The sequence below is a fragment of the Nonomuraea sp. NPDC001636 genome, assembly GCF_040298265.1.
Classification (GTDB): Bacteria; Actinomycetota; Actinomycetes; order Streptosporangiales; family Streptosporangiaceae; genus Nonomuraea.
This window is the reverse complement of sequence record NZ_JBEOZT010000001.1, coordinates 139,904-164,559: the sequence shown is the minus strand read 5'-3', so window position 1 is coordinate 164,559 and position 24,656 is coordinate 139,904. Positions and strand designations below refer to the sequence as shown.

Annotated in this window: 18 protein-coding genes; 6 read left to right on the top strand and 12 right to left on the bottom strand. The window is 73.3% G+C overall.

Going from position 1 to position 24,656, the window contains the following annotated elements; translation table 11 throughout:
- Nucleotides 1-2 precede the first annotated feature (2 nt).
- Complete coding sequence (locus ABT158_RS00690; RefSeq protein WP_352350465.1) at nt 3-524, bottom strand: cysteine dioxygenase family protein; 522 nt, start codon at nt 522-524, stop codon at nt 3-5.
- Nucleotides 525-641: 117 nt separating this feature from the next.
- Between ABT158_RS00690 and ABT158_RS00685 the strand changes: the two genes are divergently transcribed.
- From ABT158_RS00685 to ABT158_RS00675, 3 genes are all read left to right on the top strand, one after another.
- Entirely contained in the window at nt 642-1,523 is an 882-nt protein-coding gene (locus ABT158_RS00685; RefSeq protein ID WP_352349409.1) for a LysR family transcriptional regulator, read from the top strand.
- A gap of 57 nt (nt 1,524-1,580) precedes the next feature.
- Nucleotides 1,581-2,210, top strand: a complete 630-nt coding sequence (locus tag ABT158_RS00680) for a LysE family translocator (protein ID WP_352349407.1) — start codon at nt 1,581-1,583, stop codon at nt 2,208-2,210.
- 84 nt (nt 2,211-2,294) lie between these two features.
- Nucleotides 2,295-8,492 carry a tetratricopeptide repeat protein gene (locus ABT158_RS00675; protein ID WP_352349405.1) on the top strand — a complete coding sequence of 2,066 codons (6,198 nt, stop codon included), beginning with the start codon at nt 2,295-2,297 and terminating at the stop codon, nt 8,490-8,492.
- 49 nt (nt 8,493-8,541) lie between these two features.
- Here the strand turns inward: ABT158_RS00675 and ABT158_RS00670 are convergent, their stop codons facing one another.
- Genes ABT158_RS00670 through ABT158_RS00650 form a run of 5 tightly spaced genes read right to left on the bottom strand, consistent with a single transcriptional unit; the run spans nt 8,542 to nt 14,738 of the window.
- A complete protein-coding gene (locus ABT158_RS00670; RefSeq protein WP_352349403.1) occupies nt 8,542-10,128 on the bottom strand; it encodes an acyl-CoA synthetase in 1,587 nt (528 codons plus the stop codon).
- The gene (locus ABT158_RS00665) at nt 10,128-11,276 is read right to left on the bottom strand and encodes a thiolase family protein (RefSeq protein WP_352323091.1); all 1,149 of its coding nucleotides are present in this window, start codon (nt 11,274-11,276) and stop codon (nt 10,128-10,130) included. The genes ABT158_RS00670 and ABT158_RS00665 overlap by 1 nt, the downstream gene beginning before the upstream one ends.
- Nucleotides 11,277-11,279: 3 nt before the next feature.
- Nucleotides 11,280-12,299, bottom strand: a complete 1,020-nt coding sequence (locus ABT158_RS00660; protein ID WP_352349401.1) for a thiolase family protein — start codon at nt 12,297-12,299, stop codon at nt 11,280-11,282.
- On the bottom strand, nt 12,296-13,198 hold the full coding sequence (locus ABT158_RS00655; protein ID WP_352349399.1) for a Zn-ribbon domain-containing OB-fold protein: 903 nt from the start codon (nt 13,196-13,198) through the stop codon (nt 12,296-12,298). The genes ABT158_RS00660 and ABT158_RS00655 overlap by 4 nt, the downstream gene beginning before the upstream one ends.
- The gene (locus ABT158_RS00650; protein ID WP_352349397.1) at nt 13,188-14,738 is read right to left on the bottom strand and encodes an acyl-CoA synthetase; all 1,551 of its coding nucleotides are present in this window, start codon (nt 14,736-14,738) and stop codon (nt 13,188-13,190) included. Before ABT158_RS00650 ends, ABT158_RS00655 begins: the two co-directional genes overlap by 11 nt.
- 126 nt (nt 14,739-14,864) lie before the next feature.
- Here ABT158_RS00650 and ABT158_RS00645 point away from each other — a divergent pair, with 126 nt between their 5' ends.
- Nucleotides 14,865-15,674: a crotonase/enoyl-CoA hydratase family protein gene (locus ABT158_RS00645; RefSeq protein ID WP_352349395.1), complete on the top strand. Its 810-nt coding sequence runs from the start codon at nt 14,865-14,867 to the stop codon at nt 15,672-15,674.
- A gap of 105 nt (nt 15,675-15,779) precedes the next feature.
- Nucleotides 15,780-16,253, top strand: coding sequence for a carboxymuconolactone decarboxylase family protein (locus tag ABT158_RS00640; RefSeq protein WP_352349393.1), 474 nt, complete (start codon nt 15,780-15,782; stop codon nt 16,251-16,253).
- A gap of 151 nt (nt 16,254-16,404) precedes the next feature.
- Here the strand turns inward: ABT158_RS00640 and ABT158_RS00635 are convergent, their stop codons facing one another.
- The 5 genes from ABT158_RS00635 to pgfA form a co-directional block, all read right to left on the bottom strand.
- Complete coding sequence (locus ABT158_RS00635) at nt 16,405-17,511, bottom strand: NAD(P)H-dependent flavin oxidoreductase (protein WP_352349391.1); 1,107 nt, start codon at nt 17,509-17,511, stop codon at nt 16,405-16,407.
- 88 nt (nt 17,512-17,599) lie between these two features.
- Nucleotides 17,600-18,340: a decaprenylphospho-beta-D-erythro-pentofuranosid-2-ulose 2-reductase gene (gene dprE2 / locus ABT158_RS00630; protein WP_352349389.1), complete on the bottom strand. Its 741-nt coding sequence runs from the start codon at nt 18,338-18,340 to the stop codon at nt 17,600-17,602.
- A 52-nt stretch (nt 18,341-18,392) separates the two neighbouring features.
- Nucleotides 18,393-19,712 (bottom strand): FAD-binding oxidoreductase, encoded by a 1,320-nt coding sequence (dprE1, locus tag ABT158_RS00625; protein WP_352349387.1) that lies wholly within the window; start codon nt 19,710-19,712, stop codon nt 18,393-18,395.
- Nucleotides 19,709-20,596: a decaprenyl-phosphate phosphoribosyltransferase gene (locus tag ABT158_RS00620; RefSeq protein WP_352349385.1), complete on the bottom strand. Its 888-nt coding sequence runs from the start codon at nt 20,594-20,596 to the stop codon at nt 19,709-19,711. The genes dprE1 and ABT158_RS00620 overlap by 4 nt, the downstream gene beginning before the upstream one ends.
- Nucleotides 20,593-21,513 (bottom strand): cell envelope lipid trafficking protein PgfA, encoded by a 921-nt coding sequence (gene pgfA / locus ABT158_RS00615; protein WP_352349383.1) that lies wholly within the window; start codon nt 21,511-21,513, stop codon nt 20,593-20,595. Before pgfA ends, ABT158_RS00620 begins: the two co-directional genes overlap by 4 nt.
- Before the next feature lie 120 nt (nt 21,514-21,633).
- On the opposite strand from pgfA, the gene ABT158_RS00610 reads away from it, so the two are divergent.
- Nucleotides 21,634-22,881: an acyltransferase family protein gene (locus tag ABT158_RS00610; RefSeq protein ID WP_352349381.1), complete on the top strand. Its 1,248-nt coding sequence runs from the start codon at nt 21,634-21,636 to the stop codon at nt 22,879-22,881.
- On the opposite strand, the gene ABT158_RS00605 is transcribed toward ABT158_RS00610, so the two are convergent.
- Nucleotides 22,824-24,647 (bottom strand): hypothetical protein, encoded by a 1,824-nt coding sequence (locus ABT158_RS00605; protein WP_352349379.1) that lies wholly within the window; start codon nt 24,645-24,647, stop codon nt 22,824-22,826. The genes ABT158_RS00610 and ABT158_RS00605 overlap by 58 nt on opposite strands.
- Nucleotides 24,648-24,656: the final 9 nt, after the last annotated feature.

The following is a 24,656-nucleotide window of genomic DNA, read 5'->3' as shown; positions in this document are numbered from 1 at the left end:
GCTCAGCGCACCGGCAGCTCGTAGACGCGGCGCACGCTGCTGCCCAGCTTGCCGACGTCGGCGCCGTACACGTGCAGCGACACCCCGACCTCGTCGCTGGTGTTGAGCACCATGTGGATGTCGCCGGGCGGGGCGAAGCCGCTGACCTCGCCCGGCCGGTTGTCGGCGCGCCCGATCTCCAGCAGGTGGTCGCCCATGTCGCGGTAGAGCGTCTCGTGCTCGATGCCGCTGAGGATGCCGAACGTGCACCACGACACGTGGTCGTGGATCACCGTGTACTGGCCGGGACGCCACACCACGGCCACGATCGAGAACTCGTCCTGGGCGTGCAGCAGGTGGGAGGCATAGCGGTCGGGCGTGCCGAGGCGTTCCTCGGGCGTGAGGATGTCCATGCCGGGCAGCCGGTCGCGCAGCAGGTCGGCGACGGCGAAGGCGGTCTCGCGGCCGCCGAGCTTCCTCGCCACGATCTCGGAGATGCCGGACACCAGAACGTCGAGCCCTGGCCTGGTGGTGGTCGCGACCATGTTCACGGCGTCCTCCTAGGGGGAATGTGGCAATTTGTCCTCCCTCTCTACGGTGGCCCATGGCGATCGATAGGTCCAACAGAAGTCTTCTGGCCTATTGATAGATACGATTGATGAATGCTCGACGTCGCCCGGCTCCGCGTCCTCGTCGCGGTGGCCCGCAAGGGGTCGCTCACCGCGGCCGCCAAGGAGCTGCACTATTCCCAGCCGTCCATCAGCCACCACCTGGCCCGGCTGGAGGCCGAGACCGGCGCCAAGCTCGTCCAGCGGGTGGGGCGCGGCATCCGGCTGACCGAGGCGGGCCGGCTGCTGGCCGACCGCGCCGCCGACATCATCGGCCGGATCGACGCCACCGCCGAGGAGCTGGCCGCCCACGTGGGCCTGCGGGAGGGCCGCGTCCGGCTGGCCGCCTTCCCGTCGGCGCTCGGCACGTTCATCCCGTCCGCCGTCCGCCGCCTGTCGGCCGCCCATCCCGGGCTGCGGCTGGAGCTCACCGAGACCGAGCCGCCCGAGGCCCTCAGGCTGCTGCGCGCCGGCCGCGTCGACGTCGCCGTCATGTTCCGGTACGACGACACCGCCCCCGAGGACGCCGGCCTGCACCTGATCCACCTCCTCGACGACCCCAGCTACCTGGTCTCCCCCGAACCCGGCGGCGAGCTGGCCGACCACGCCGGCTCCCCCTGGATCGCCGGCTGCGACCGCTGCCGCAGCCACCTGCTCGACATCTGCGCCAAGGCCGGGTTCGAGCCGCGCATCTCCTTCACCAGCGACGACATCGTGGCCGTGCAGGCGCTCGTGGCGGCCGGCATGGGCCTGACCGTGCTGCCCGGCCTGGCGCTCAGCGCCCACCGCAACCCCGAGGTCGCGGCGACCCAGGTGCCCGGCTCCACCAGGCACGTCTACGCCGCCGTCTACGGCGAGCCGCCGCACCCGCCGGCCACCGGCGCCCTGCTCGAAGCGCTCGGCGCGAGCCTGCCGCCCGCCGCCGAAGGCCGTTGACGGCGTCCATGTGACGGGCTTGAGGAAAGCCGTTGACGGTGTCTTTACCATGAGCACATGCCGGACATCACGCATATCGCGCTGTTCTGCGGGGTCACGCTGGGACTGCTCCTCGTCCCCGGCCCCGCGGTGCTCTACATCGTCACCCGCAGCGTCTCCCAGGGCCGCTCCGCCGGGTTCGTCTCGGTGCTGGGCGTGCACGCCGGCTCCCTGGTCCACGTCGGCGCGGCTGCCGTCGGCATCAGCGCGCTGATCGCGGCCTCGGCGACCGCCTTCACGATCGTCAAGTACGTGAGCGTGGCGTACCTGCTCTGGCTCGGCCTGCGCAAGCTGATGAAGCGCGGCGGGGAGTCCGAGGAGGTCGTCGAGCTGAAGGTGCAGTCCAGGCGGCGGCTGTTCTGGGAGGGGTTCGTGGTCAACGTGCTCAACCCGAAGACGGCCGTGTTCTTCCTGGCGTTCCTGCCGCCGTTCACCGACCCGTCGGCGGGGCCGGTGGGGCCGCAGATCCTCCTGCTCGGCGGTTTGTGGCTGGTGCTCGGGATGGTCAGCGACGGCGCGTACGCGCTGCTGTCGTCGGCGGTGGCCGGACGGCTGCGCGGGTCCGTACGGGCGCGGCGGCGGCTCGACGTGGGCAGCGGCCTGGTCTACCTCGGGCTGGCCGCGTGGCTCACAACCGAGAAGGCATGACAAGCCGCGAAATTTCCCGCTCTTAATGCGATAGTGAGATCGATCGGGGGACGAAAAGCCGGGACGTAGCAGCTAGGCGGACCCATGGACGCGCCACCGCACCGCCTCGGCCTCGAACGAGTCGTCGAGGTCTACTCGGGTCACGACGACGTGGTCGGCGTGACCGGGACCGGCCATGTGATCGGCACGGATCTCGTGCTGACCGCGTCCCTCGTGGTGGACCCCGGGGCGCCCTGCCAGGTGCGCCCGCCGTGGTCGTCCCGGTGGGCGGCGGCCGAGCAGGTCTGGCGCGGGCACGGCGCGGTGCTGCTGCGGGTGCCCGGACCGCCCTGGGCCGACGTGCCCGGCATCGGGCACCTCCGGTGGGCCGCCTTGTCCGGGGAACGGGTGCCGTGCCTGGCCATGGGGTTCCCGCGGGCCCGGCGGCGGTCGGGGTTCAGGGACGTCCGGGTGCTGTCCGGAACCGCCGCCGCCCCCACGGGCCCGGCGTCGCGGACGCTCAGCATGGACGTGCCCGGCCCGCCGCCCCCCATGGAGGTGTGGGCGGGCCTGACCGGGGCCGCGCTGCTGGCCGAGCCCGCCGGGCAGGTCGCCGCCGTCGTCACGGCCTCGGCCGCCGGGCACGCCCGTGGGCGGCTCGACGCGGTGCCCGTGGGCGTGCTGCTGGGCGACGACCGGTTCCGCGAGCTGACCGGCGCTGCGCCGGGCTCCCTGGAGCGCGTCTCCGCCGGTGACGGGCGGGTGGTCCTGTCCGGGCTGCTGCTGCCGGCGCGGGAGCCGTTGCCGTCCGACTGCCCGGACTGGCGGCTGCTGCTGCCGCGGCACGCCGTGGTGCCGTACTCCGGGCGGGACGGGCAGCTCGCCGCCCTGCGGGCCTGGGCCGGGGAGCCGGCCGCGCTGTCGGTCGCGGTGGTGACCGGGCGCAGCGGCACGGGCCGTACCCGGCTGGCCGGGGAGCTGTGCGAGGAACTGCGGGAAGCCGGCTGGGACGCCGGTTTCCTGACCCTGGACGCCGCGCTCGCCGCCCTGTCCGGGCGCGCGGCGCTGTCGCTGGAGGCGGTGCGGCCCTCGCTGGTGGTCGTGGAGTCGCCGGAGCCGTCCGCTCCGCTGGTGGGCGAGCTGGTACGGCGGCTGGCCAAGCACGGGCACAACCCCCGCGTACGGGTGTTGCTGCTGGCCCGCGAGCCCGGCGAGGCGGAGTGGTGGCGGCGGCTGGACACGGCGGCGGGCGGCTGGCTGCGCCGGCTCAACACCACGACCGTGCAGCTCAACCAGGACCCGCTCACCCTGAACGAGCGCACCGAGCACGCGTTCACGGCGATGAAGGCGTTCGCGCCGAGCCGGGCCGCGCTCCCCACGCCCCCGCGCCTGGACGACCCCGAGTACGGCCTGCCGCTCCGCGTCCACCTGGCCGCCCTGCTGCGGCTGCGCGGCGGCGAGACGGAGGTGCTGCCCGCGCCCACCGTCCCGGACGCCCTGCCCGGCGGCGGGATCGGCGCCCCGCCCTACCGGACGGCGCCCGAGCCCCGCCCCGGGACGTCCTGGAACGCCTTCCGTCCCGGCGGCCGGAGCGTAACCCGGGCGCGCGCGGTGGTGACCGTCGGCGAGGAGCTGCTCAGCCGCTTCCTCGACCGCGAACGCGACCAGTGGGCCACCGTCTGGCCCGCCGGCCGCGCCCAGGTGGACGAGACCACCGCCCGGCAGTCCGTCGCCCTGCTCACGCTCACCGCCCCCACCCCCGCCGAGCTGCCCGGCCTGCTGTCGGCCGTGCCCGCCCTGCACGACGACCCGCAGGCCGCGGCGGTCGTCGCCGACTGGCTGGGACGCGTCTTCCCCGGCGTGGACCGGCTGTGCCCGCTCGGGCCGGACCTGGTGGCCGAGCAGGCGCTCGCCGAGACCGAGGGCCTGGACGCGCTGGTCCTGGCCGTGCACGACCACGAGCGGCGGACGACCGGGCACCTGGCACGCCTGCTCGACGTGCTCCGCCTGGGGGCGGATCGGGCGGAGGTGGGGCGGGCGCTGCGTTCGCTGGTGACGTCCAGGATAGGGGCGCTGGTCGCGGAGGCGGCGGCGAACCCCGCCACCCGGCTCGGCGACCTGCTCAACGCCGCGCTCACGCAACTGCCGGCCGACCGGGCGACGACCGCGGCGGTGGCCGCGCTGCCCTTCGGCGCGCCGGTGGACGCGCAGGCGGATGCGTGGGGCCCTTCCCTTGCTGGGCCGCCGCTCGGGTTGCGGGCCCTTGAGGTGACGCTGGCCGAGCTGGCCGTACGGCACTTCCGTGCAGGTGGCAGGCGGACCGCGCTGGCGGCGGCGCTGGCCCGGCTGTCGTCCCGGTTGTCGGCCGTGGGCCGGGTGGGTGAGGCGGTGGTGGCCGCCGCCGAGGCCGTGGAGATCTTCGCGGCCGCTCCCCCGTACGAGGAGGCGGCCGGGCAGGCGGAGGCGCTGTTCGTCCTGGGGGCGTGCCTGCTGCTCGCGGGCGAGTCCGGCAGCGCGCTCCGGCCCGCCCAGGAGGCGGCGACCCGGTTCCGCATCCTGTCCGAGGACGACCCCCGGTACGCGGGACGGGCCGGGCAGGCGTACCACAACCTGGCGTGCGCGCTGCTGGACTCGGGGCGGACGGCCGAGGCGGTGGAGGCGTTCGCGGCGGCGGGCGGTGCCGGCGAGGTCGCCACGGCCCTGACCGACGTCCTCACAGCGCACGCCTCCCCCACAAGCCCCACCCTCGCTCCCCCGCCCCAGCCCCCCGCGCCTGTCCCGCCATTTGCCTTTTCCGGCCCCGAGCCGGGGGCGTTGCCCGAGTTGGCCGCCTGTCTTGCCGTCGCGGCGACCGCCGCCGTGGCGGGCGCGGCGCCGACCGACAGGGATCTGGCTCAGCGGTTGTGCCTGCTGGCCGGATGGCTCGGAGCACATGGCAGGGCGGCCGAGGCCGTCGCTCCCGCCGCAGAGGCCGTCGTACGGCTGCGCGGCCTGGCGGACGAGGAGCCGGGCCTGCGGCTGATGCTGGCCGAGGCCGCGGGCCTGCTGGCCGGGCTGCACCGCGCGCTGGACGACCTGGACCCGGCCGAGCGGTTCGCCGCCGAGGCGGTGCGGAACCTGCGCTCGCTGGTCGCGCTCGAACCCGACGAGCACCGCCCGGCCCTGACCGTCCAGCTCCTCGACCTGGGCGAACTGCTGCTGACCGACGCGCGCCCCCGCGACGCGCTCGACCCGCTCCAGGACGCCGCGATCCTCGCCGCCGAACTGGACGAACCGCACACGGCCGTCAGGGCCCGCTCCGGACACCTGCTCGCCCTCTGCCTGGCCGAACTCGACCGCCCCGCCGACGCCCGAGCCCATGCGGAGGCCGCGGCCGCTCTGTACGACGCCCTGAGCACCGAAGACGCGTCCTACCGGCGACACCGGGAGGAGATCCGAGCCTGGCAGGAGTCGACGACCGATCCCACCGCCGCCACGGCCGGAGAACCCGAACAGCCCTGGATGACCAACCTGATCACCCCGCCACCCGATGTGGCCAGAGCCGAACGAACCCTCATCGAACGCCGCGCCGCCCTGGAGCCCGCGGACAGCCCTGCGTCCGCCGACGACCCTGCGGTCCTGGAAGGTCCACAGGTCGTGGGAGGGCCTGGAGCAGGGGAAGGACCGCACGTCCCCAACGGACCGCAAACCGCGGACAGGCCGCAGACCCCGGACGGGCCGCAGATCGCGCGGGTGCGAGCGTACGCCGCCGCCCAGGCAGCACTGGCCCGCGCCTGGGCCGAGACCGGACGCCCCCGCGACGGCCTCCACCTCGCAACCCAAGCCGCCGACCTGCTACGACGCCACGCGACACCTGACGACCCCGACGACGGGAATGGCGCGAACGGCGCAGGTGGCGCGGGCGCGGGCAGCGGGGGCATGAGCGGCACGGACCTGGACAACGCGGGCCTGGGCGGCTCGGGCGTGAGCGGCACGGGCGTGAGCGGCGGGGGTGCCGAGCGGGCTGGGGGCCGCGGGGCGGTGGTGGGTGGGGCGGTGGTGGGTGGGGCCGTTGTGGGGGCGGTTGGGCGGGCGCTTGTGGGGTTGGGGCGGTATTCGGAGGCGGTGCCGTATTTGCGGGGTGCTGTTGAGGCGTGCGGGCCGCAGGCCGAGGTCAGCTTCGTGGTGCAGCAGGAGCTGGCCAAGTTGCTCGTCCTGGAGGTCGTGGCGCTGGAGGCCACGGGCCGCCTGGAGGCCGCCGACGGCGAGGCGGAGCGGCTGGTCGCGGTGTGCGAGGGGCTGGTGGCCGAGCGGCTGGAGTCCCCGGTCGTGCTCGCGGGGGCGCTGCGGCTGCACGCGGGCCTCCGGCTGGCCGCCGGGAACGTGGCAGGAGCGCTCCAATCGGTCACCCGCGCGCTGGACATCCTCGTGCCCGAGCCGCCCGAGCGCACCCGTCTGCTCACCGCCACCTGCCTGGAGCTCAGCGGCCTGTGCCACGCCGACCTGGACGAACGCGACCTCGCCGCCGCCGAGCTGGCCAAGGGCGTCGCTCTGATGGCCGAGGAGGGCCCGCTCACCCGGGACCTGGCCGGCGTGCACGTGCGGGCGCTGGCCCGGCTGGCCCGGCTCCGCGTGACCGGCCACGGCCCGTCCGCCGGAACCGACCTGTACGCCCAGATCCTCCGGGTACGCCCGATGCCGCCCCCCGACGTGCTCACCACGGCCGTGGACGAGCTGTCCGCCCACCTGCGCGCGGCCACCCCGAGGACGGCGGCCAGGCTGCTGCCGCTGCTGACGGCGTTCGCCGAGGCGTTGGAGCGCGAGGCCCCGGTCAGCGAGAACCCGCTGCTGCACGAGCGGTTCGGCCACTGCCTCATGCTCGGCGGCGCGACGGCGGCTCCGGCCGTACGCGTCCTCAAGGGGCTGGCCGCGTTCGACGTCCGGCACCGGCATTCCCTGGGCCTGGCGCTGGCCGCGCTCGGCGACGCCGACCTGACCGTCCTTGAGCAGGCCGTGGACCTGTTGTCCGAGGACGGGAGGGCGCTGGCCGACACGCTGAACAGGTACGCGGTCAGGCTGTTGGAGGCCGGGCGGCCGGTGGAGGCGCTGGCCCACTCGGAACGCGCCGCCGACCTCTGCGACGAGCTGGACGAGCCCGCCGTCGCCGCCGTCACGTACGCCCAGCTCGGCGCCGCTCTGGCCGCCCTCGACCGCCCCCAGGCCGCGCTGGAGGCGGTGACCTGGTCGCTGGCCGAGCAGGAACGCGCCGCCGAGGCGCGGGGCGGCGAGGCCGGGCTGCTCGGCGTGCGCGCGCAGGCGCTCCAGGTGCGCGGGCTGGTGTTGCGCGCGTCCGGCCGGACGCAGGAGGCGCTGGCGCATTTGGTGGAGGCCATGCGCCTGCACGTCCGGCTCGCCCGGCCCGCGGCGGCGGCCGAGGTGGCCGGGACGGTCGCCGACGACCTGCTGGCCGCCGGGCGTCCGGAGGAGGCCGCCGAGTACGCCAGGATCGCCGTCACCGGCCTGCCGCCGCGCACGCTCAGGCATGCCCTGGCCACCCAGCGCCTGGTCAGGTGCCACATGATGCTGGGCGAGGCGCGGGAGGCGGGCGCGCTGGCCGAGGAGCTGATCCGGCTGGCCAGGCGGTCGCCGGGCGAGCTGACGTACCGGGCGATCCTGGCCGATTCGCTGGCGCAGAGCTCGGAGCTGCTGCCCCTGCTGCGGCCCGGCGCGGCGGCGGAGGCCGAGCAGCGGGCCCGCGAGGCCATCGCGATCTACGACGAGCTGCTGACCACGGGCATGAACGCCGAGGCGCTGCACGTCAGCCGGGCGGGCGCCGGGCTGACGCTGGCCGCCGCGCTCCGGCTGCGTGAGCAGCCGGCGGCGGCGGTGGGGCCGCTGCGCGAGGCCGTCGCCGCGCTGGAACGCCACGCCCCCGCGAACCCCCTGCTCGGCGGCGTCCTGTCCCGCGCCATGCTCATGCTGGGCGACGCGCTCATGGAGTCGGGCCGGGCGCTGGAGGCGAGCCTGGTCTTCCATCGCGGCGCCCAGGTCATCGACGACGAGCCGGCCGCCGCCGTCGCCCATGCCCGGCTCGGCTTCTGCCAGCAGGAGCTGGGCAGGGACGACGCGGCCGACACCGCGCTCCGCGTCGCGCACGGCCTGCTGCGCGGCCTCCTGACCGCCGGCGGCACCGCCCCGAACGCCGGGACCGGCGAGCTCACCGAGCTGCTGCGCGACGTGCTGCGCGGCCGGCTGCGGCTGCTGGAGAAGTCCGGCAGGCGCGAGGAGGCGGCCCAGGTGGCGGCCGAACTGCGCACGACGTAGCCCGCCGACCGGCCGGAGCCCGCGAGCGACGACGCCGCACAGGAGCAGGTCAGGTGGTGGCGGCCTCGGCGGTTTCCCTGGCCCAGCGGTAGTCGGCCTTGCCGGCGGGCGAGCGGACCATCTCCTTCACGAACGCGTACGAACGCGGCACCTTGTACCCCGACAACGACGCCCGGCAGTGGGCGTCCAGCTCGGCGGCGGTCACCTCGACGCCGGGACGCGGCTCGACCACGGCCGCCACCCTGCTCCCCCACCGGTCGTCCGGCACGCCGGTCACCACCGCGTCGAACACCGCCGGATGGCCCTTGAGCACGGCCTCGACCTCCTCGGGGAAGACCTTCTCGCCGCCGGTGTTGATGCACTGCGAGCCGCGGCCGAACACGTGCACGGTGCCGTCGGCGTCCACGGTCGCCAGGTCGCCGGTGAGCAGCCAGCGGGTGCCGTCGGGGTCGGTGACGAACGTGCGCGCCGACTTGTCCGGGTCGTTGTAGTAGCCGAACGCCACCCGCCCGGACCTGGCCACCGTCCCCATCTGCCCCGAACCCGGCGGAACGGGACGTCCCCGCTCGTCCAGGACGCTGATCCTGGCCGACGGGTTGGGCTGGTAGCGCAGCCCGGTCTCGGGCGTGGAGCCGGGCAGCGCGGAGGCGGTGTAGCCGGACTCCGTCGAGCCGAAGCTGTCCACGATCATGACGTCGGGCAGCAGGCCCTGGAGCCGGTCGCGGACCGCGCCGCTCAGGATCGCGCCGGTGGAGCTGACGACGAACAGCGACGACAGGTCGTACGTGCCCGTCTCCAGCGCCTCGGCCAGCGGCCTGGCCATGGCGTCGCCCGTGATGCTCATGGTGAGCACGCGCTCGCGCTCGACCGCCCGCCACACCTCGCCGGCGTCGAACTTGGGGACGAGCACCATCGTCCCGCCCGCCCACCAGCTGATGAAGGTGGCCATCTGCGCGGCGCCGTGCATGAGCGGCGAGGTGGCCATCATGATCATGGGGGTGGCCTTGACGGCCTCGTCGACGACCTCCTGCGGGGTGGTGCGCGGGTCGCCGTACGGGTTGCCGCCGCCGAAGGCCATGAACAGGTCCTCGACGTGCCACATCGCGCCCTTGGGCATGCCGGTGGTGCCGCCGGTGTAGATGATGTAGACGTCCTGGCCGGTGCGCGGGGCGAAGCCGCGTTCCGGCCTGCCGCGCTCCAGCGCCGCCTGGTACGGCACCGCCGAGGCGATCGACGACTCGCCGCCGACCGCGATCAGGTGCTCCAGCAGCGGCGCCTGGTGCGCGACGGCGGCCACGCGGGGGTCGAACTCGACGTCGTAGACCAGCGCGCGCAGGTCGGCGTCCTGGTAGAGGTAGAGCAGCTCGGCCTCGACGTACCGGTAGTTGACGTTGATCGGCACGGCCCGGATCTTGAGCGCGGCCAGCAGCCCGGCCAGGTACTCCACGCCGTTGTACAGGTGCAGCCCGACGTGCTGGCCCGGCCGCACGCCCAGGCCCGCGAGGTAGTGGGCGAGCCGGTTGGCCTCGGCGTCCAGCTCGGCGTAGGTGCGCCGGCGGTCGCCGCAGATGACGGCGGTGCGGTCCCCGATCGCGTCGGCGAGTGCTTCGAACAGGTCCGCGTGGTTGAACTCCATCAGGGTCTCTCCCGTCCGACGATCCACATCGCGAAGAACTGGGCTCCGCCGCCGTAGGCGTGGCCGAGCGCCGTGCGGGCGCCGTCCACCTGGTGCTCGCCGGCCTGGCCGCGCACCTGGAGCGCGGCCTCGGCGAACCTGATCAGCCCCGAGGCCCCGATGGGGTTGCTGGACAGCACGCCGCCGGAGGCGTTCCACGGGATGTCGCCGTCGAGGGCCGTGGCGCCGGACTCGGTCAGCTTCCAGCCCTCGCCCTCCGCCGCGAATCCCAGGTTCTCCAGCCACATCGGCTCGTACCAGGAGAAGGGCACGTACACCTCGGCGACGTCGATCTCGCGGCGCGGGTCGGTGACGCCGGCCTGGCGGTAGACGTCGGCGGCGCAGTCCTTGCCGCCCTGGGGGCTGACGGTGTCGCGGCCGGCCCGGAAGATGGGCTCCGAGCGCATGGCGGTGCCGTGCACCCAGGCGGGGGTGCCGGTGACCTTGTGCTCGGCGGCCAGGACCATCGCGCACGCGCCGTCGCTGGACGGGCAGGTCTCCAGGTAGCGGATCGGCTCCCAGAGCATCGGCGTGGACTCGACCATCTTCTGGTCGATGCCGGGGATCCTGAGGTGGGCGTAGGGGTTCTTCAGGGCGTTGAGCCGGTCCTTGACGGCGACCAGCGTGCCGATGTGGCCGGGCGCGCCGGACCTGCGCATGTACTCGCGGATGTGCGGCGCGAAGTAGCCGCCCGCGCCGACCACGAGCGACGCGCTGAAGGGCAGGTGCGTGGACAGCGCCCAGGTGGCGTTGGACTCCGACTGCTTCTCGAAGGCCACCACGAGCACCCGCTCGTGCACGCCGCCCTGGATCAGGCTCGCGCCGACCAGCGCCGTCGAGCCGCCGACGCTGCCCGCGGTGTGCACCCGCATCATCGGCTTGCCCGCCGCGCCGAGCGCGTCGGCGAGGTACGCCTCGGGCATCATCACGCCCTCGAACAGGTCGGGCGCCTTGCCGACCACGACGGCGTCGATGTCCTTGAACGTCAGCCCGGCGTCCTCCAGGGCCCGCAGCGCCGCCTCGCGGACCAGGCCCGCGATGGAGACGTCCCTGCGCTTGGTGGTGTAGTGCGTCTGCCCGACCCCGATCACCGCGCAGCGGTTGCCCATGATTCACGCCTCCAGGACCGTGACGAGGTTGTGCTGCAGGCAGGGGCCGCCGGCGGCGTGCCCGACGGTGCGGCCGGCGCCGCCGTCGAGGATGCGCCGCGCGGCCTCGCCGATGCGGATGAGCCCCGTGGCCATGACGGGGTTGGCGGCGAGCGGGCCGCCGGACGGGTTGATCAGCGTGTCGCCGCCCAGTTCGAGCGCCTCGCGCAGGATGAGCTCCTCGTGCGGGAACTGGGCGTGCAGCTCGGCCACCTCGACCGGGCCCTTGCCGACGCCGGCGGCCCGTGCGGCGTCGGCCGCGGAGGCCGACCTGGCCAGGTCCCGCATGCCCAGGTAGTGGGGCTCGATGCGGTGGGCGATGCCCTTGACGAAGGCGGGGCGGCTGGTGAGCCGTCCGGCCAGTTCCGCCGTGGCCAGCACGATCGCCGCCGCGCCGTCCGTGACGGGCGGCACGTCCGTCTTCCTGAGGGGTTCGACCGCGACTTCCGCGCCGTCCGGTTCGGGCAGGTCGAGCGCGTACGGGTTGCTCCTGCCGTCCGCCCTTGACCTGCGGACGATCTCGTCGAGCTGCTTCCGGTCCGCGTCGAGCGCGTTCGCCTGGAGCGCGGCCAGGGAGAGCTGGTCGAGGCCGAGGGGTTCCAGGTAGTAGGGGTCGAGCTGGAGGGTCGTGATGGTGCGCAGGTCGCCGAGCGACGACTTGCCGAATCCGTAGACCAGGGCCGAGTCGATGTCGCCGTGCTGGAGGCGGACCCACGCCTCGTACAGGGCCCAGGCGCCGTCCATCTCGACGTGGCTCTCGGAGATGGGCGGCCAGGCGCCGAGCGCGTCCAGGGCGCTGACGAACGAGAACGGCGCCCCGGCCAGGTAGTCGCAGCTCCCCGAGCAGGTGAAGCCGAACCTGGTCAGCCCGGTCCGCTCCTTGACCTCGCTGATCACGGGCAGGATCAGCTCGGGCTCGGTGAGCCCGGTGTCGTGGTCGGTGTGGACGGTCTGCGCGAACGCGACGATCGCGACCTCTCTCATGACAGCTCCACGTCGGGCTCGCCGGTGGGGGCGAACCAGCGGATGTTCGCCATGGACTTGCTCCGCTCCTCCTCGGGCACCCAGACGGCCCTGACCCGCATGCCCTGGCGCACCTCGTGCGCGGGCACGCCGCCGATCAGGGCGATCATGGGGATGTCGGCGTGGTCGAGCAGGATGTAGGCGGAGACGAACGGCACTTCCGGCGCGCGCGGATCCGGCAGGTTGTTGATGGCGAACGTGGTGATCGTCCCGGTGTCGGGGAGTTCGAGCGTCTCCGGGATGAGACCTCCGCACTGGGGGCAGGACATCCGGTACGGCACGTACACCTGGTCGCACTGCTCGCAGCGTCCGCCGAGGAAGACGCCGCGCTCGACGCCCTCCAGGAAGACGCGGAGCGAGCCGCCCGCCTGGAGGCGGTACTCGGCCCGCACGTTGGACACGATCTTCGTGACCTCGGGCGCGAAGTGGGCGATGTCGGTGATGTGGCCCGTGGGCCGGTCGCGCCACACCGGCCAGACCCGGGTGCCCTTCGACAGCGCCTTGGGGTCGTCGGCGGCGACGGCGTGCACGAGCGCGGTGTCGGCGCCGTCGAGCAGGATCGTGGCCCAGGCGAAGGGCCGGTCGAGCGGGTGGTTCTGCAGGGGCTCGGGCACCCAGGCCCAGGAGGTCACCGTGCCGGCCGGGCCGACCTCGACGTACTCGGAGGTGACGGGGTCGCCGGTGGCCGGGTCGTATTCGAGGGGCGGCACGAGCACCTTGCCCTCTTTCGTGCGCACTCCGACGATGCGGCGGCCGCGCAACTCGGTGAGGAAGCGCCCGATCACCGGCCCGGTCGTGCGGGTGTAGCCGCCGGGGAACTCCAGGACGTGCTGGGCGACCAGCGGATCGTCAGATGGCACGGTCGTGACCCTCCCAGTACGGTGCGCGGAGCTTGCGCTTGAGCAGCTTGCCGTTGGGCTCGCGGGGCATCTCGGCGATGAAGTCGACGCTCTTGGGCCACTTCATCCGGGCCAGGCGGCCCTCCAGCGAGGCGATCAGCTCGGCCGCGAGCTCGGGCCCCGGCGCGACGCCCGGCGCGGGCTCGACGACGGCCTTGATCTGCTCGCCCCAGTCGTCGTCCGGGATGCCGAACACGGCCACGTCGGCGACCTTGGGGTGGATCATGAGCTCGTTCTCGATCTCGGCCGGGTAGATGTTCGTCCCGCCGGAGATGATCATGTCGGCCTTGCGGTCGCAGAGGAAGAGGAAGCCGTCCTCGTCCAGGTATCCGATGTCGCCGACCGTGAAGTAGTCCTTGAGCCGGTTCGCGGCGGTCTTGTCGGGGTCGCCCTTGTACTCGAAGGGCACGCCCATCATCTTCATGTAGATCGTCCCGGGGGTGCCGGTCGGTACGGGTTCGCCCTCGTCGTCCGCGATCAGCAGCTCGCTGATCGGCCAGGCGGAGCCGACCGTGCCCGGGTGCGCCTTCCAGCCCTCGGGTGTGGCCAGGGTGCCGCCGCCCTCGGTGGCCGCGTAGTACTCGTAGATGCAGTCGCCCCACCACTCGAACATCGCCCATTTGACCGGGACCGGGCAGGGGGCGGCGGCGTGGATCATCCACTTGAGCGAGGACAGGTCGTACTTGGCCCTGGTGGCCTCGGGGAGCGCGAGCAGGCGCTTGAAGTGCGTGGGAACCATGTGGGAGTTCGTGACGCGGTAACGCTCGCACAGCCGGAGCGTCTCCTCGGCGTCCCATCTGTCCATGTAGACGAGGGTGTGTCCCATGTGCAGGGCGCTGCCGCCGAACTGGGTGACGGCGGTGTGGTAGCTGGGCGAGGTGACCAGGTGCGCGTTGGGCGGCCCGGCCGTGATGCCGAACAGGCCGAGCAGGAAGGTCATCAGCTCGGCGCCGTCGTCGGGGTCGAGGCCGCTCAGCGTGCGCCTGACGCCCTTGGGCCGGCCGGTGGTGCCCGAGGTGTAGTGCATGGTGGCGCCGGCCGTGCGGCCGGGCGGCGCGGTGTCCGGTTGCCCGGCGGTCAGCTCGCTCGCCGGGCGGAAGCCGTCCTGGCCGCCGTCCCCGAGGAGGAAGCGGCGGTGCGGCTCGATCGCCTCGGCTCCCCTGGCGCCCTCCTGGAGGAAGCGAGGGTGGACGAAGAACGCCTTCGCCTCGCTGTCGGACACGATGTAGCCGATCTCCGGGCCGGTGAGGTGCCAGTTGATCGGCGTGTAGTACCAGCCGGCCTGGAGCGCGGCCAGATAGAGGACGAGGCCGTCCGCGCCGTTCGGGACCAGGCCGCAGATCCCGTCGCCCGGCTCCAGGCCGAGCTCGCGTAACCCGTGGACGAGGCGGTTCGAACGGGCCAGGAGGTCACCCGCGCGGTGCTCCGTGCCGTCGGGGTCGACGGCCGCGATCCACCCGGGATCCGCCTGCGCCAGCCTCCAGAAACCGAGCGTGCCCATCTGATCTCCTCAGCTCAGGCGTAGCAAAACAGGAACTTGTTCTCGTTTGCTGTGGGGAGCGTATCCCGCGGGTAAAGTTCGTAGCAAGCGCTTGATTCAGTAGCTTCTGGGACTTGGGAGGCGTACATGGAGCTTCTGCCGATCAGCACCCCGCACTGCCGGGTGGAACGCGACGGCCACGTCCTGACCGTCACGATGAACCGGCCGGAGGCCCGCAACGCCCTCTCCTCGGACATGCTGATCGGGCTGGCCTCGGCGTGGGCGTACGCGTCGGCCGAGCCCTCGATCCGGGTCGCGATCCTGACCGGGGCGGAGGGCACGTTCTGCGCCGGGGCCGACCTCAAGGCCATGGGCCAACCCTCGACCGATCCCGAGGTTCAGGCAAGAGCCGCCCAGATCGCGAATTTTCACTGGAAAGGGCTTCTGAGGGAGGACTTGCCGACAAAGCCGATCATCAGCGCTGTCGAGGGGTACGCGGTCGCCGGCGGCACGGAGCTGCTGGTCGGGACCGACCTCAGGGTGGTGGCGGAATCGGCCACCCTGGGGCTGTTCGAGGCCAAACGCGCACTCTTCCCCATGGGCGGCTGCGCGGTCCGGCTGCCCCGCCAGATCCCGTACTGCCACGCCATGGACCTGCTGCTCACCGGCCGTTCCGTGACCGCCGCCGAGGCCCTGGCGATGGGGCTGGTCAACCGGGTCGTGCCGGACGGACGGGCGCTGGAGACGGCCCGGGAGCTGGCGGCGGACATCGCCGCTTCCGGGCCGCTGGCGGTCCAGGCCATTCTGCGGACGTACCGGGACACCCTGGGCATGCCGGAGCCCGAGGCCCTGAAGGTGTCGGACGAGCTGGGCTGGCCGGTGATCGGCTCGGAGGACGCCAAGGAGGGTACCCGGGCCTTCCGCGAGAAGCGCCCGGCCCGCTACGAAGGCCGCTGACCACTCGCCGGGAGGAGAGACGCACGTCACATCCGTTCCTGTCACATCCCGTCCGGCTGCCCCGTCCGAGAGGTGGAAGCAGTCGACGACGACAAGGAGCGCGTCATGGAAGCCCGTCTCAACCTCTTCGAGAACCAGGTCGCGGCCAAGGTCATGAAGCACCTCATCGGCACCAACAAGGTCATTATGGACTCGGGCCTGCCCCACGCCACGCAGGAGCTGGTGAAAATCCGGGCCAGCCAGATCAACGGCTGCGGCTTCTGCACCGACATGCACACCAAGGACGCCGCGCACGCCGGCGAGACCTCGGTCCGGCTCAACCTGGTCGCCGCCTGGCGGGAGGCCAAGGTGTTCACCGAGGCCGAGCGGGCCGCCCTGGAGCTGGCCGAGCAGGGCACCCGCATCGCCGACGGCGCCGGCGGCGTCCCGGACGAGGTCTGGGCGAACGCCGCCAAGCACTACGACGAGGAGCAGCTCGGGGCGCTGGTGTGCCTGATCGCCCTGATCAACACCTTCAACCGGGTGAACGTCATCATCCAGCAGCCCGCGGGCGACTACGTCCCCGGCATGTTCGGCTGACCGAGAGCTGACCGAGAGCTCCCGGGAAGCCGGTGGGGAGCCGCGGCCTGCGGGAAGGAGTCAGTCCCGCAGGCCGCCGAGGACCGTCGTCACCAGGTGCGCACGGACGCCGCCGGGGTCGTCCCGCCCGGATGCGGCAACAGCCGGGCGATCAGTCCCGGGTGATGCGGTCGAGGCGTTCCAGGGCCTCCGCGTACTCCTCCACGAGCCCGAACACCACGTCCTTCGTCGAGCGCACCTGGTTGGTCAGGCCGATGACCTGCCCGGCGGGGAAGGTGGCCAGCTCCGAGGCGTCCGAGCGGCCGATCCGGCGCAGGGCGTCCGAGACGAGCATGAACTGCAGCGGCATCGGCAGCGTGCCCGGCGACTCCTGCGACTCCCACGCCTCGGTCCACTCGTTCCTGAGCAGGCGGGCGGGCTTGCCGGTCCAGCTCCGGGAGCGCACGGTGTCGCGCGAGGTGGCCTCCAGGATGCGGCGTCGCGCCATCTCGGGGGTGTCGGCCTCCTCGACGGTGAGCCAGAGTGAGCCGGTCCAGACGCCCTCCGCGCCCAGCGCCATGCCGGCCGCCATCTGCCGGCCGTTCCCGATGCCGCCCGCCGCGAGAACGGGGACGTCCACGGCGTCCACCACCTGGGGGATGAGCACCATGGTCGAGATCTCGCCGGTGTGGCCGCCGGCCTCGGTGCCCTGGGCGACGACGACGTCCACGCCGACCTCGACCTGCTTGAGCGCGTGCCGCGGGGTCGAGGCGAGGGCGGCGACCTTGACGCCGTGCCGGTGGGCGAGGTCCACGACGTCGGCCGGGGGCGGCCCGAGGGCGTTGGCCAGCAGGGCGATGGGATGGCGGAGCGCGACCTCGACCTGGGGACGCGCGGTGGCGTCGGTCCAGCCGAGCAGCACCCGGCCGGGGTCGGCGTCGGACGTCAGGGGCGGCACGCCGTGCCTGCCGAGCAGGGTCTCGACGAACGCGCGGTGTCCCTCGGGGATCATCGCCTGCAGCCGGCCGACCAGCTCCTCGGGGGCGAAGTCGGCGCCCTCGTAGGAGGCGGGCATGACCACGTCCACGCCGTACGGTTTGCCGTCGACGTGGTCGTCGATCCACTTGAGCTCCATTTCGAGCTCTTCCGGGGTGAAGTAGAGCGCGCCGAGCACTCCCATGCCGCCCGCGCGGCTGACCGCGGCGACCACGTCCCTGCAGTGGCTGAAGGCGAAGATCGGGAGCTCGATTCCGAACATGTCCGTGACCCGTGTCCGCATGGCCCGACGATAAGCCGCCCCGCAGCCGAACTGCAACGTGTTCTACTCTAGAACCTTTCGTCGGTAGGCTTCCGACTTGGAACGCGTTCTAGCGCGGCAGCCGCCGCCAGAGCGGCCGCGGCAGCAGGCGCAGCAGGCCGAACGCCGGGCCGAGCGCCCGCGGCACCCACACGGACGACGCGCCCTCGCGCAGCGCGCGCACGGTGGCCAGGGCCACCTGGCGGGGCGTCGAGGACAGCGGCGCCGGGGGCAGGCCCTTCGTCATCCGGCCGATCACGAAGCCCGGCCGGACGATCAGCACGCGCGCGCCCGACCCGTGCAGCGCGTCGCCGAGCCCCTGCGCGAACCCGTCGAGCCCGGCCTTGGCCGAGCCGTAGACGAAGTTGGCCTTGCGCACCCGGGCCCCGGCGACCGACGAGAGCACCACGAGGGTGCCGTGCCCCTGCTCGCGCAGGACCCTGGCGGCGTGCAGGTCCACCGAGACGTGGCCGCCGTAGTTGACCGCGACGGCCTCGGCGGCGGCGGCCGGGTCGGCGTCGTAGTCGTCCTGGCTGCCGAGCACGCCGAACGCGGAGATCACCACGTCGAGGTCGCCCACCAGCTCCACAGCCCTGGCCAGGACGGCGGCGTGCGACCCCACGTCGAGCGCGTCGAACGGCAGGACGTGCACCTCGGCGGCGAGGTCCGCGGGCGGCGTGAGCTCGCCCCTGGCGGCCAGCACGACCCTGGTCGCGCCCAGCCCGACCAGCAGCCGGACGATCTCCAGGCCGATCTCGCTCCGCCCGCCCAGCAGCAGCACGCTGTCCACGGCCCCGAGCGCGTTCCTCACGACGCCCCCCGCCCCGGAGCGGCGGCCGCCCGGCTCGCGTCAGAAGTGGTGGTCACAGTCGTAGTCTCCTGGACAGGTCCGAGCGGAACAGGCCCTCCGGGTCGGCCTCGTCCCTGATGCTCCGCCATCGTTCCAGTTCGGGGTACATCGCCGCCATCATGTCGGCGCGCAGCCGGGCGTCCTTGGCCAGGTACACCCGTCCTGCGGCCTGCGCGACGCGCTCGTCGAAGCCGCGCAGGAGCCCGCTCAGGCCGCGCTGACCGGCCGGGATGTCCAGGGCCAGGGTCCAGCCGGGCACGGGGAAGGACAGGAACCCCCCCGAACCGGGTCCGAACCGCTTGAGCACGGTCAGGAAGGACACCGTCCCGTGCGCCGACAACGACCCGACGATGCCGCGCAACGTCTCCTCCGCGCCGAACGGCACCACGAACTGGTACTGCACGAAGCCGCGCGGGCCGTACATGCGGTTCCAGCCCTCGACGAAGTCGAGCGGGTGGAAGAACGGCGCGATGCCCTGCGTGACGGTCGCGCTCGCGGGCGCCTTGCGGTACCAGATCTCGTTGAAGGCGCGCACGCTGAGCCCGTTGAGCAGCCCGTCCGGCGCCCACGGCGGCGCGTGCAGCCGGGCGCGCGGCGCGAAGGCCGGCGGCGCCTTCTCCGCGTCGCGCGGCGCGTGGTCGCCCCTGGTCAGGACGCTGCGGCCCATCCGGCGGCCGCGGGCGAGCAGGTCGATCCAGGCCACCGTGTAGCGGTAGCGGTCGTCGGTGCGGGCCATGACGTCGAGCGTCTCGTCGAGGTCGGCGGTGCGCCGGACGTCCACCCGCATCCGGGACGACTCGACCGGCACGCAGCCGAACGTCGCCTCGGCCACCACCCCGGTCAGGCCCATGCCGCCGACGGTCGCCCGGAAGAGCGGATCGCCGGGGCGCAGCACCCTGGCGGCGCCGTCGGCGGTCACCAGGGTGAGCGAGCGCACGTGCGCGCCGAAGGAGGAGTCGCGGTGGTGGTTCTTGCCGTGCACGTCGGCCGCGACGGCCCCGCCGACCGTGACGTGCCTGGTCCCGGGGCTCACGGGCACGAACCAGCCGCGGGGCACCAGCTCCGTCATCACCTCGTGCAGGCTGACCCCGCCCGCCGCGGTCACCACGCCGGTGCGCTCGTCGAAGCTCCAGGCGTCCAGGCCGGTGCAGTCGAGGACGAGGCCGCCGGCGTTCTGGGCGGCGTCGCCGTACGAGCGGCCGAGCCCGCGGGCGACGACGCCGCGGCCCGGCGCGGCCACGACCAGGTCGCGCAGCTCGTCCAGGGAGCGCGGGCGGCGCAGGACGGCGGGGGTGGGCGAGGTGCGGCCCCAGCCGGTGAGGAACGTGCTCACGCGTAGATCCCGAGCCCCACCAGGACGACCAGCGCGGCGGCGAAGACGAGGGTGGGCCGGTCGCGGATCACCAGTTCCTCGGGCTCCTCGCCGCCGCCCCGCTCGACCAGCAGGTTGTGCCGGAGCACGAGGAGCAGGAACGGGACGATGCTGAGCCCGTAGAACACGTTCTCGTGCGCGTTCAGCGCCCACAGGCAGTACGTGACGATCATCGCCCCGGACGCCATGATCCGTACGTGCGTCAGGTACGCGGCCGGGTAGGCGGCCAGCGTGGCCCGCGTCCCCGACACGCCCCGCGCCCGCAGCTCGGCCTCGCGCTTGCCGGCCACCAGCTGCAGCGCGGCCAGCGAGACGACCACCAGGAACCAGCCGGTCACCGGCACCCCGACGGCGACGGCTCCGGCGTAGGCCCTGATCACGTGGCAGCCGGCGACCGCGATGAGGTCCACGACCTCCTGGTGCTTGAGCCAGGTCGTGTAGGCCAGGGTCAGGGCGACGTACCCGGCGACGACCGCGGGCGACTGCCAGCCGCCGGTGAGCCCGGCGACCGCGGGCGCGAGGACCAGCAGGACGACGCCCGCCACCCGGGCCGTGCGCACCGACACCGCGCCGGAGGCGACGGCCCGGCGGCGCTTGCGCGGGTGCAGCCGGTCGGCCTCCACGTCGGAGGCGTCGTTCAGCAGGTAGGAGCCGCTGGCGGCCAGGCAGAAGGCGGCCAGGACGAGCAGCGCCGCGAGCAGGCGGCCCGGCTGCCCGAGCACCCCGGCCGCCATGGGGGCGGCCAGGACGAGCAGGTTCTTCAGCCACTGGCGCGGCCGGGCCGCCCTGACCAGGGCCAGCACGGGCGCGGGCGACCAGGGCCGGGCGACCACGCCCTGGCTCATGCGGACCGGCGGCCGCGCAGGGCGAGCAGCAGCCCGCCCAGGAGCAGGACGACCCCGACCACGCCGAGCACGATCGGCAGCGTGGTCCTGATCAGGTTGATCTGGCTCTTGCCCTCGGCGGCGCTGTCGACCAGGCCCTTGACCGTGTCGTCGGTCATCTTGGCGGTGGCCACGAACGCCTTGGAGCGCTCGATGCCGTCCTGGCTCTTGAGCACCTCGTTGCGCACCTGCTCCTGCTTGACGGGCGCGCCGGTGGTGGGCTCGATCCAGTAGGTGACGGTGCCGGAGTAGAACCGGTTCAGCTGCACGTCGCCCGAGGTGCCCATGCCGAACCAGGCGGCGGGCGCGTTCAGCGTCTGCGTCCTGGTCTCGGGGACGGTCTGCTCGAACTTGTACGTGGCCAGCCCGTTGACCTGCTCCTCGCCGACGAACCTGGCGTCGAACGCCTTGCCCGCGCTGGCGTTGAACACCTGGTAGGTCTTCTTCTCCACGTCGAACGGGAACTTGTAGATCTGGCCCTGGAGCTGCACCGGGGCCTTGTCGATGCTGGCGCCGCAGCAGTTGAGGCCGACGCCGGAGCGCTTGTCGAAGGCGCTGCGCCGCTCGCTGAAGTTGATGCCCGGCTTGCTGTTGGTGACGTCGTTGACGGCGGTGAACTCGTCCCAGACGACGCGGTCGTCGTTGGCCTCCTTCACGTCGCCGCGGGTGGTGACGATGATGTCGAGGTCGGCGGTCAGCACCTTGCCGTCCGGGATGCTGAAGTACTGGGCGCCCGTCGCGTGCAGCTTGCTGATGCTGTACTGGTCGCCCTTGGCGGCCATGAAGGCGGGCGCGACCTGGAGACGCACCAGGGGAGCCAGAACGATGAGGAATGCCCCGACGGCGATGAGGACGCTGCCAACGACGACCCGGTTCATGGACCCTCCATGTGCGCAGGTGCACTGACGCCTGTTTGGGTGGTTAAGTACTGAAACGAACTACCTACTCGCCGGTATGTTATTGCGACGAGTGACCGACGTCACCAGGGATGCGGAAACGTGACCGAAACAGGTTCTACTTCGGGCGGGGTGCCGGTGGTCTCAGGACACCAGACCTCGCTCGACGGCGTGCGCGCCGTGGCCGCCTTCGCCGTCCTGCTGTTCCACGTGTCCATGGAGGCGGGGACGGCGCTGGACCCGGGGTTCCTGGGCGGCGTGCTGTCCAGGGGCGAGATCGGCGTGCCGATCTTCTTCACGCTCTCCGGCCTGCTGCTGTACCGGCCGTGGGCGGCCCAGGCGCTGCTCAGCGACCGCACCCCGGACACCCGCCGCTACCTGTGGAAACGCTTCTTCCGGATCATGCCGGCGTACTGGCTGGTGGTCGCCGTGGCGCTGCTGCTGTGGGGCGACGCCCACCGCGCCGACCCCTGGACGTGGGCGCAGATGTTGTTCCTCGTGCACACCTACGACATCACCCCCTGGTGGTACGGCCTCGGCCCCAAGGGGCTCGGCCAGATGTGGAGCCTCGCGGTCGAGCTGACCTTCTACCTCACGCTCCCGCTGATGGCGGCGGTGCTGCGCAGGTTCGCCCTGCGCGGCGACCCCGACCTGCGGACCAGGGGACGGCGGCTGCTCATCGGCCTGGCCGTCTTCGGCGCGCTGTCCTACGTGTACACGGTCTTCGAGTACTTCCCCGACTACCGGCCCTGGATGAACGTGTGGCTGCCGCGCTCCTGGACGTTCTTCGTGCCCGGCATGGCGCTGGCCGTGCTGACCGTCTGGGCCAGGGCCGAGGACGGCCGCGCACGGCGGCTGAGCGCCGCGCTGGCCTCCTCCTGGGGCACGTTGTGGGTCATCGCGGGCCTGGCCTACCTCATCGCCGCCACGCCGCTCACCGGGCCGCGCGCGGTCGGCCTGGGCAGCATCTGGACCGCGTTCACCGAGCAGGGCCTCTACACGCTCGTCGCCTTCTGCCTGGTCGCCCCGGCCGCGCTGGCGGCCGGACGGCCCACGCGGGTGCACGAGCTGCTCGGCGGCCGGGTGATGAGCTACCTGGGCCAGATCTCCTACGGCGTCTTCCTGTGGCAGTTCGTCATCCTCTACCTCTGGTACGACTTCACCGGCCAGCGGCCGTGGACCGGCAACCTCCTGGTCAACCTGGTCGCCGTCACCGCCGTCACGGTCGCCATGGCCGGGCTCACCCACCGCTACGTGGAGGAGCCGGCCAGGCGGCTGATCCGCCTGCTGCCTCAGCGCGCCGCCGGGCCCGGCTCGCCGAAGGCCACCGCCCTGAGGCAGAACGCCTGACCCTGCGCCCCGGCCGCGGTGATCCGCATGCCCTTGCCCGGCCCGTCGTGCGGCACGTAGAACAGCGCGCCCATGGCGCCGGTCGCGGGCAGCGTGGCCGCCCGCTGGGCCTCGCCGACCTCCACCACGACCTGCACGGGCCGCGGGCTGACGTACGACATGGCCACCACCACGCCGGGCCCGCCGAAGGACTCGACGGGGAACTCCTTGCCCGCCGGGTAGCACTTGCGGCCCTTGACCGCGTCGAAGAACGGCACCACCCGGCCCACCGGGACGAGCTTGCCCGTGTCGTCCAGCACGTACGGCTCCGCCGACGGCCGCGGGTCGCGCATGCGCTCCCTGGTCGCGTCGTCGGCCAGCGGCGCCAGCACGTACGAGGTCATCCGGCGCTCCCCGTTCCACGGCAGGACGATCTCCGGCGGCACGGGACGGGGGTAGATGTCGGCCTCCCCCGCCGCCGCGGCCAGCGAGGCCTTCGCGTTCTCCAGGTACGTCCTGACCCGGTCGCCGGTGAGCGTGTCGCCGAAGGTGTTGATCGAGATCAGCGACACGACGAGGAAGACGGCGGTCAGCGCGCCGCCGACGGCCGGCAGGCTCGCCGGCACCGGCCGGCGTAGGACGTCGGGCTCGTCCTCCACCGGCATGACGGCCAGCGCCAGGCAGAGCGCGAAGAGCACGGCGGCGTCGGCGACGTACCGGGTCTCGGCGCCGACCAGGTCCCAGGCGGTGGCCCGCGCGATCACGGTGGGCACCGCGTCGGCGACCACCACGTAGGCCGCCAGGATCGCCCACGCCCGCCAGGCCCGCCTGCGGTACACGCAGGTGGCCACGACCAGCGCGGCGAGCACCGCCCACGCCACGACCACGGTCACCGGGGCCGGGTCGGCCAGCCCGCCGGTCGAGGTGACGCCGCCCCAGCGCAGCGGGCCGCCGACCGCCCCCGTCGGGAACGTCTCGCCCAGCAGCCTGCGCAGCAGCCCCGGCACCACCTCGGCCTTCGGGCCGGTCAGCGCGTCGGCCCCGGCGGTGTCGCGGCGCAGCCAGTAGAGCAGCGCGTACCCGGCCAGCAGCAGGCCGTGCGCCCACCAGACGGGCCTGCGCAGCTCGGCGAGCAGGGCGCGGGCCCACAGGCCACGCCCGAGGTAGGCGCTGCTGACACCGAGCACCACGAACGGGATGAACACCCCCTTGGTGGAGAAGGCCATCCCGACGGCGGTCCAGGCCAGGGCCCGCCAGCGGCCCTTGCCCTCGCGTACGTACCTGACGTGCGCGGCCAGCGCCGCGATCAGCGCGAGCTGCAGCGGCACGGCGTTGAGCGCGGCCGACCACCAGCTCATGGCGGGCACGGTGAGCGGCGCGAACGCGTAGACGGTCAGCGCGGCGAGCACCGCCGCCCGGTCGCCGAACAGCCGCCGCAGCAGCACCAGGAACATGACCGAGGCCGCCCCCTGGATCGCGACGGTCACGAACGACACCAGCGCCCAGCTGTACGGCGCCACCGACGTGAGCAGCCACACCAGGCCGAGCGCGCCCGGCATGAGGTGCCCCTTGTGCACCCTCATCAGGTACTCCCAGGTCGGCCCGCTGTCGCCGGCCCCGGCCACGAAGAGGAAGTCGTCCTCGACGAAGTAGGCCTTGCTGAGCAGGCTCGCCCGGAACACCAGCGAGATCAGCACGATCAGCAGGCCCACGCCGATGACCGGCCCGGTGCGCACCGCCGGGATGGTGATCTGGAAGGGCTCGGCTCGCTTGACGTCTTCAGCCATGGACGTATC

Coding starts and splice junctions, on each gene's coding strand:
- ABT158_RS00620 (WP_352349385.1), bottom strand. CDS start 20,596: ATGAGCCAGGGCGTGGTCGCCCGGCCCTGGTCGCCCGCGCCCGTGCTG.
- pgfA (WP_352349383.1), bottom strand. CDS start 21,513: ATGAACCGGGTCGTCGTTGGCAGCGTCCTCATCGCCGTCGGGGCATTC.
- ABT158_RS00660 (WP_352349401.1), bottom strand. CDS start 12,299: ATGAGAGAGGTCGCGATCGTCGCGTTCGCGCAGACCGTCCACACCGAC.
- ABT158_RS00605 (WP_352349379.1), bottom strand. CDS start 24,647: ATGGCTGAAGACGTCAAGCGAGCCGAGCCCTTCCAGATCACCATCCCG.
- ABT158_RS00680 (WP_352349407.1), top strand. CDS start 1,581: ATGCCGGACATCACGCATATCGCGCTGTTCTGCGGGGTCACGCTGGGA.
- ABT158_RS00685 (WP_352349409.1), top strand. CDS start 642: ATGCTCGACGTCGCCCGGCTCCGCGTCCTCGTCGCGGTGGCCCGCAAG.
- ABT158_RS00690 (WP_352350465.1), bottom strand. CDS start 524: ATGGTCGCGACCACCACCAGGCCAGGGCTCGACGTTCTGGTGTCCGGC.
- ABT158_RS00645 (WP_352349395.1), top strand. CDS start 14,865: ATGGAGCTTCTGCCGATCAGCACCCCGCACTGCCGGGTGGAACGCGAC.
- ABT158_RS00665 (WP_352323091.1), bottom strand. CDS start 11,276: ATGGGCAACCGCTGCGCGGTGATCGGGGTCGGGCAGACGCACTACACC.
- ABT158_RS00670 (WP_352349403.1), bottom strand. CDS start 10,128: ATGGAGTTCAACCACGCGGACCTGTTCGAAGCACTCGCCGACGCGATC.
- ABT158_RS00650 (WP_352349397.1), bottom strand. CDS start 14,738: ATGGGCACGCTCGGTTTCTGGAGGCTGGCGCAGGCGGATCCCGGGTGG.
- ABT158_RS00640 (WP_352349393.1), top strand. CDS start 15,780: ATGGAAGCCCGTCTCAACCTCTTCGAGAACCAGGTCGCGGCCAAGGTC.
- ABT158_RS00635 (WP_352349391.1), bottom strand. CDS start 17,511: ATGCGGACACGGGTCACGGACATGTTCGGAATCGAGCTCCCGATCTTC.
- ABT158_RS00675 (WP_352349405.1), top strand. CDS start 2,295: ATGGACGCGCCACCGCACCGCCTCGGCCTCGAACGAGTCGTCGAGGTC.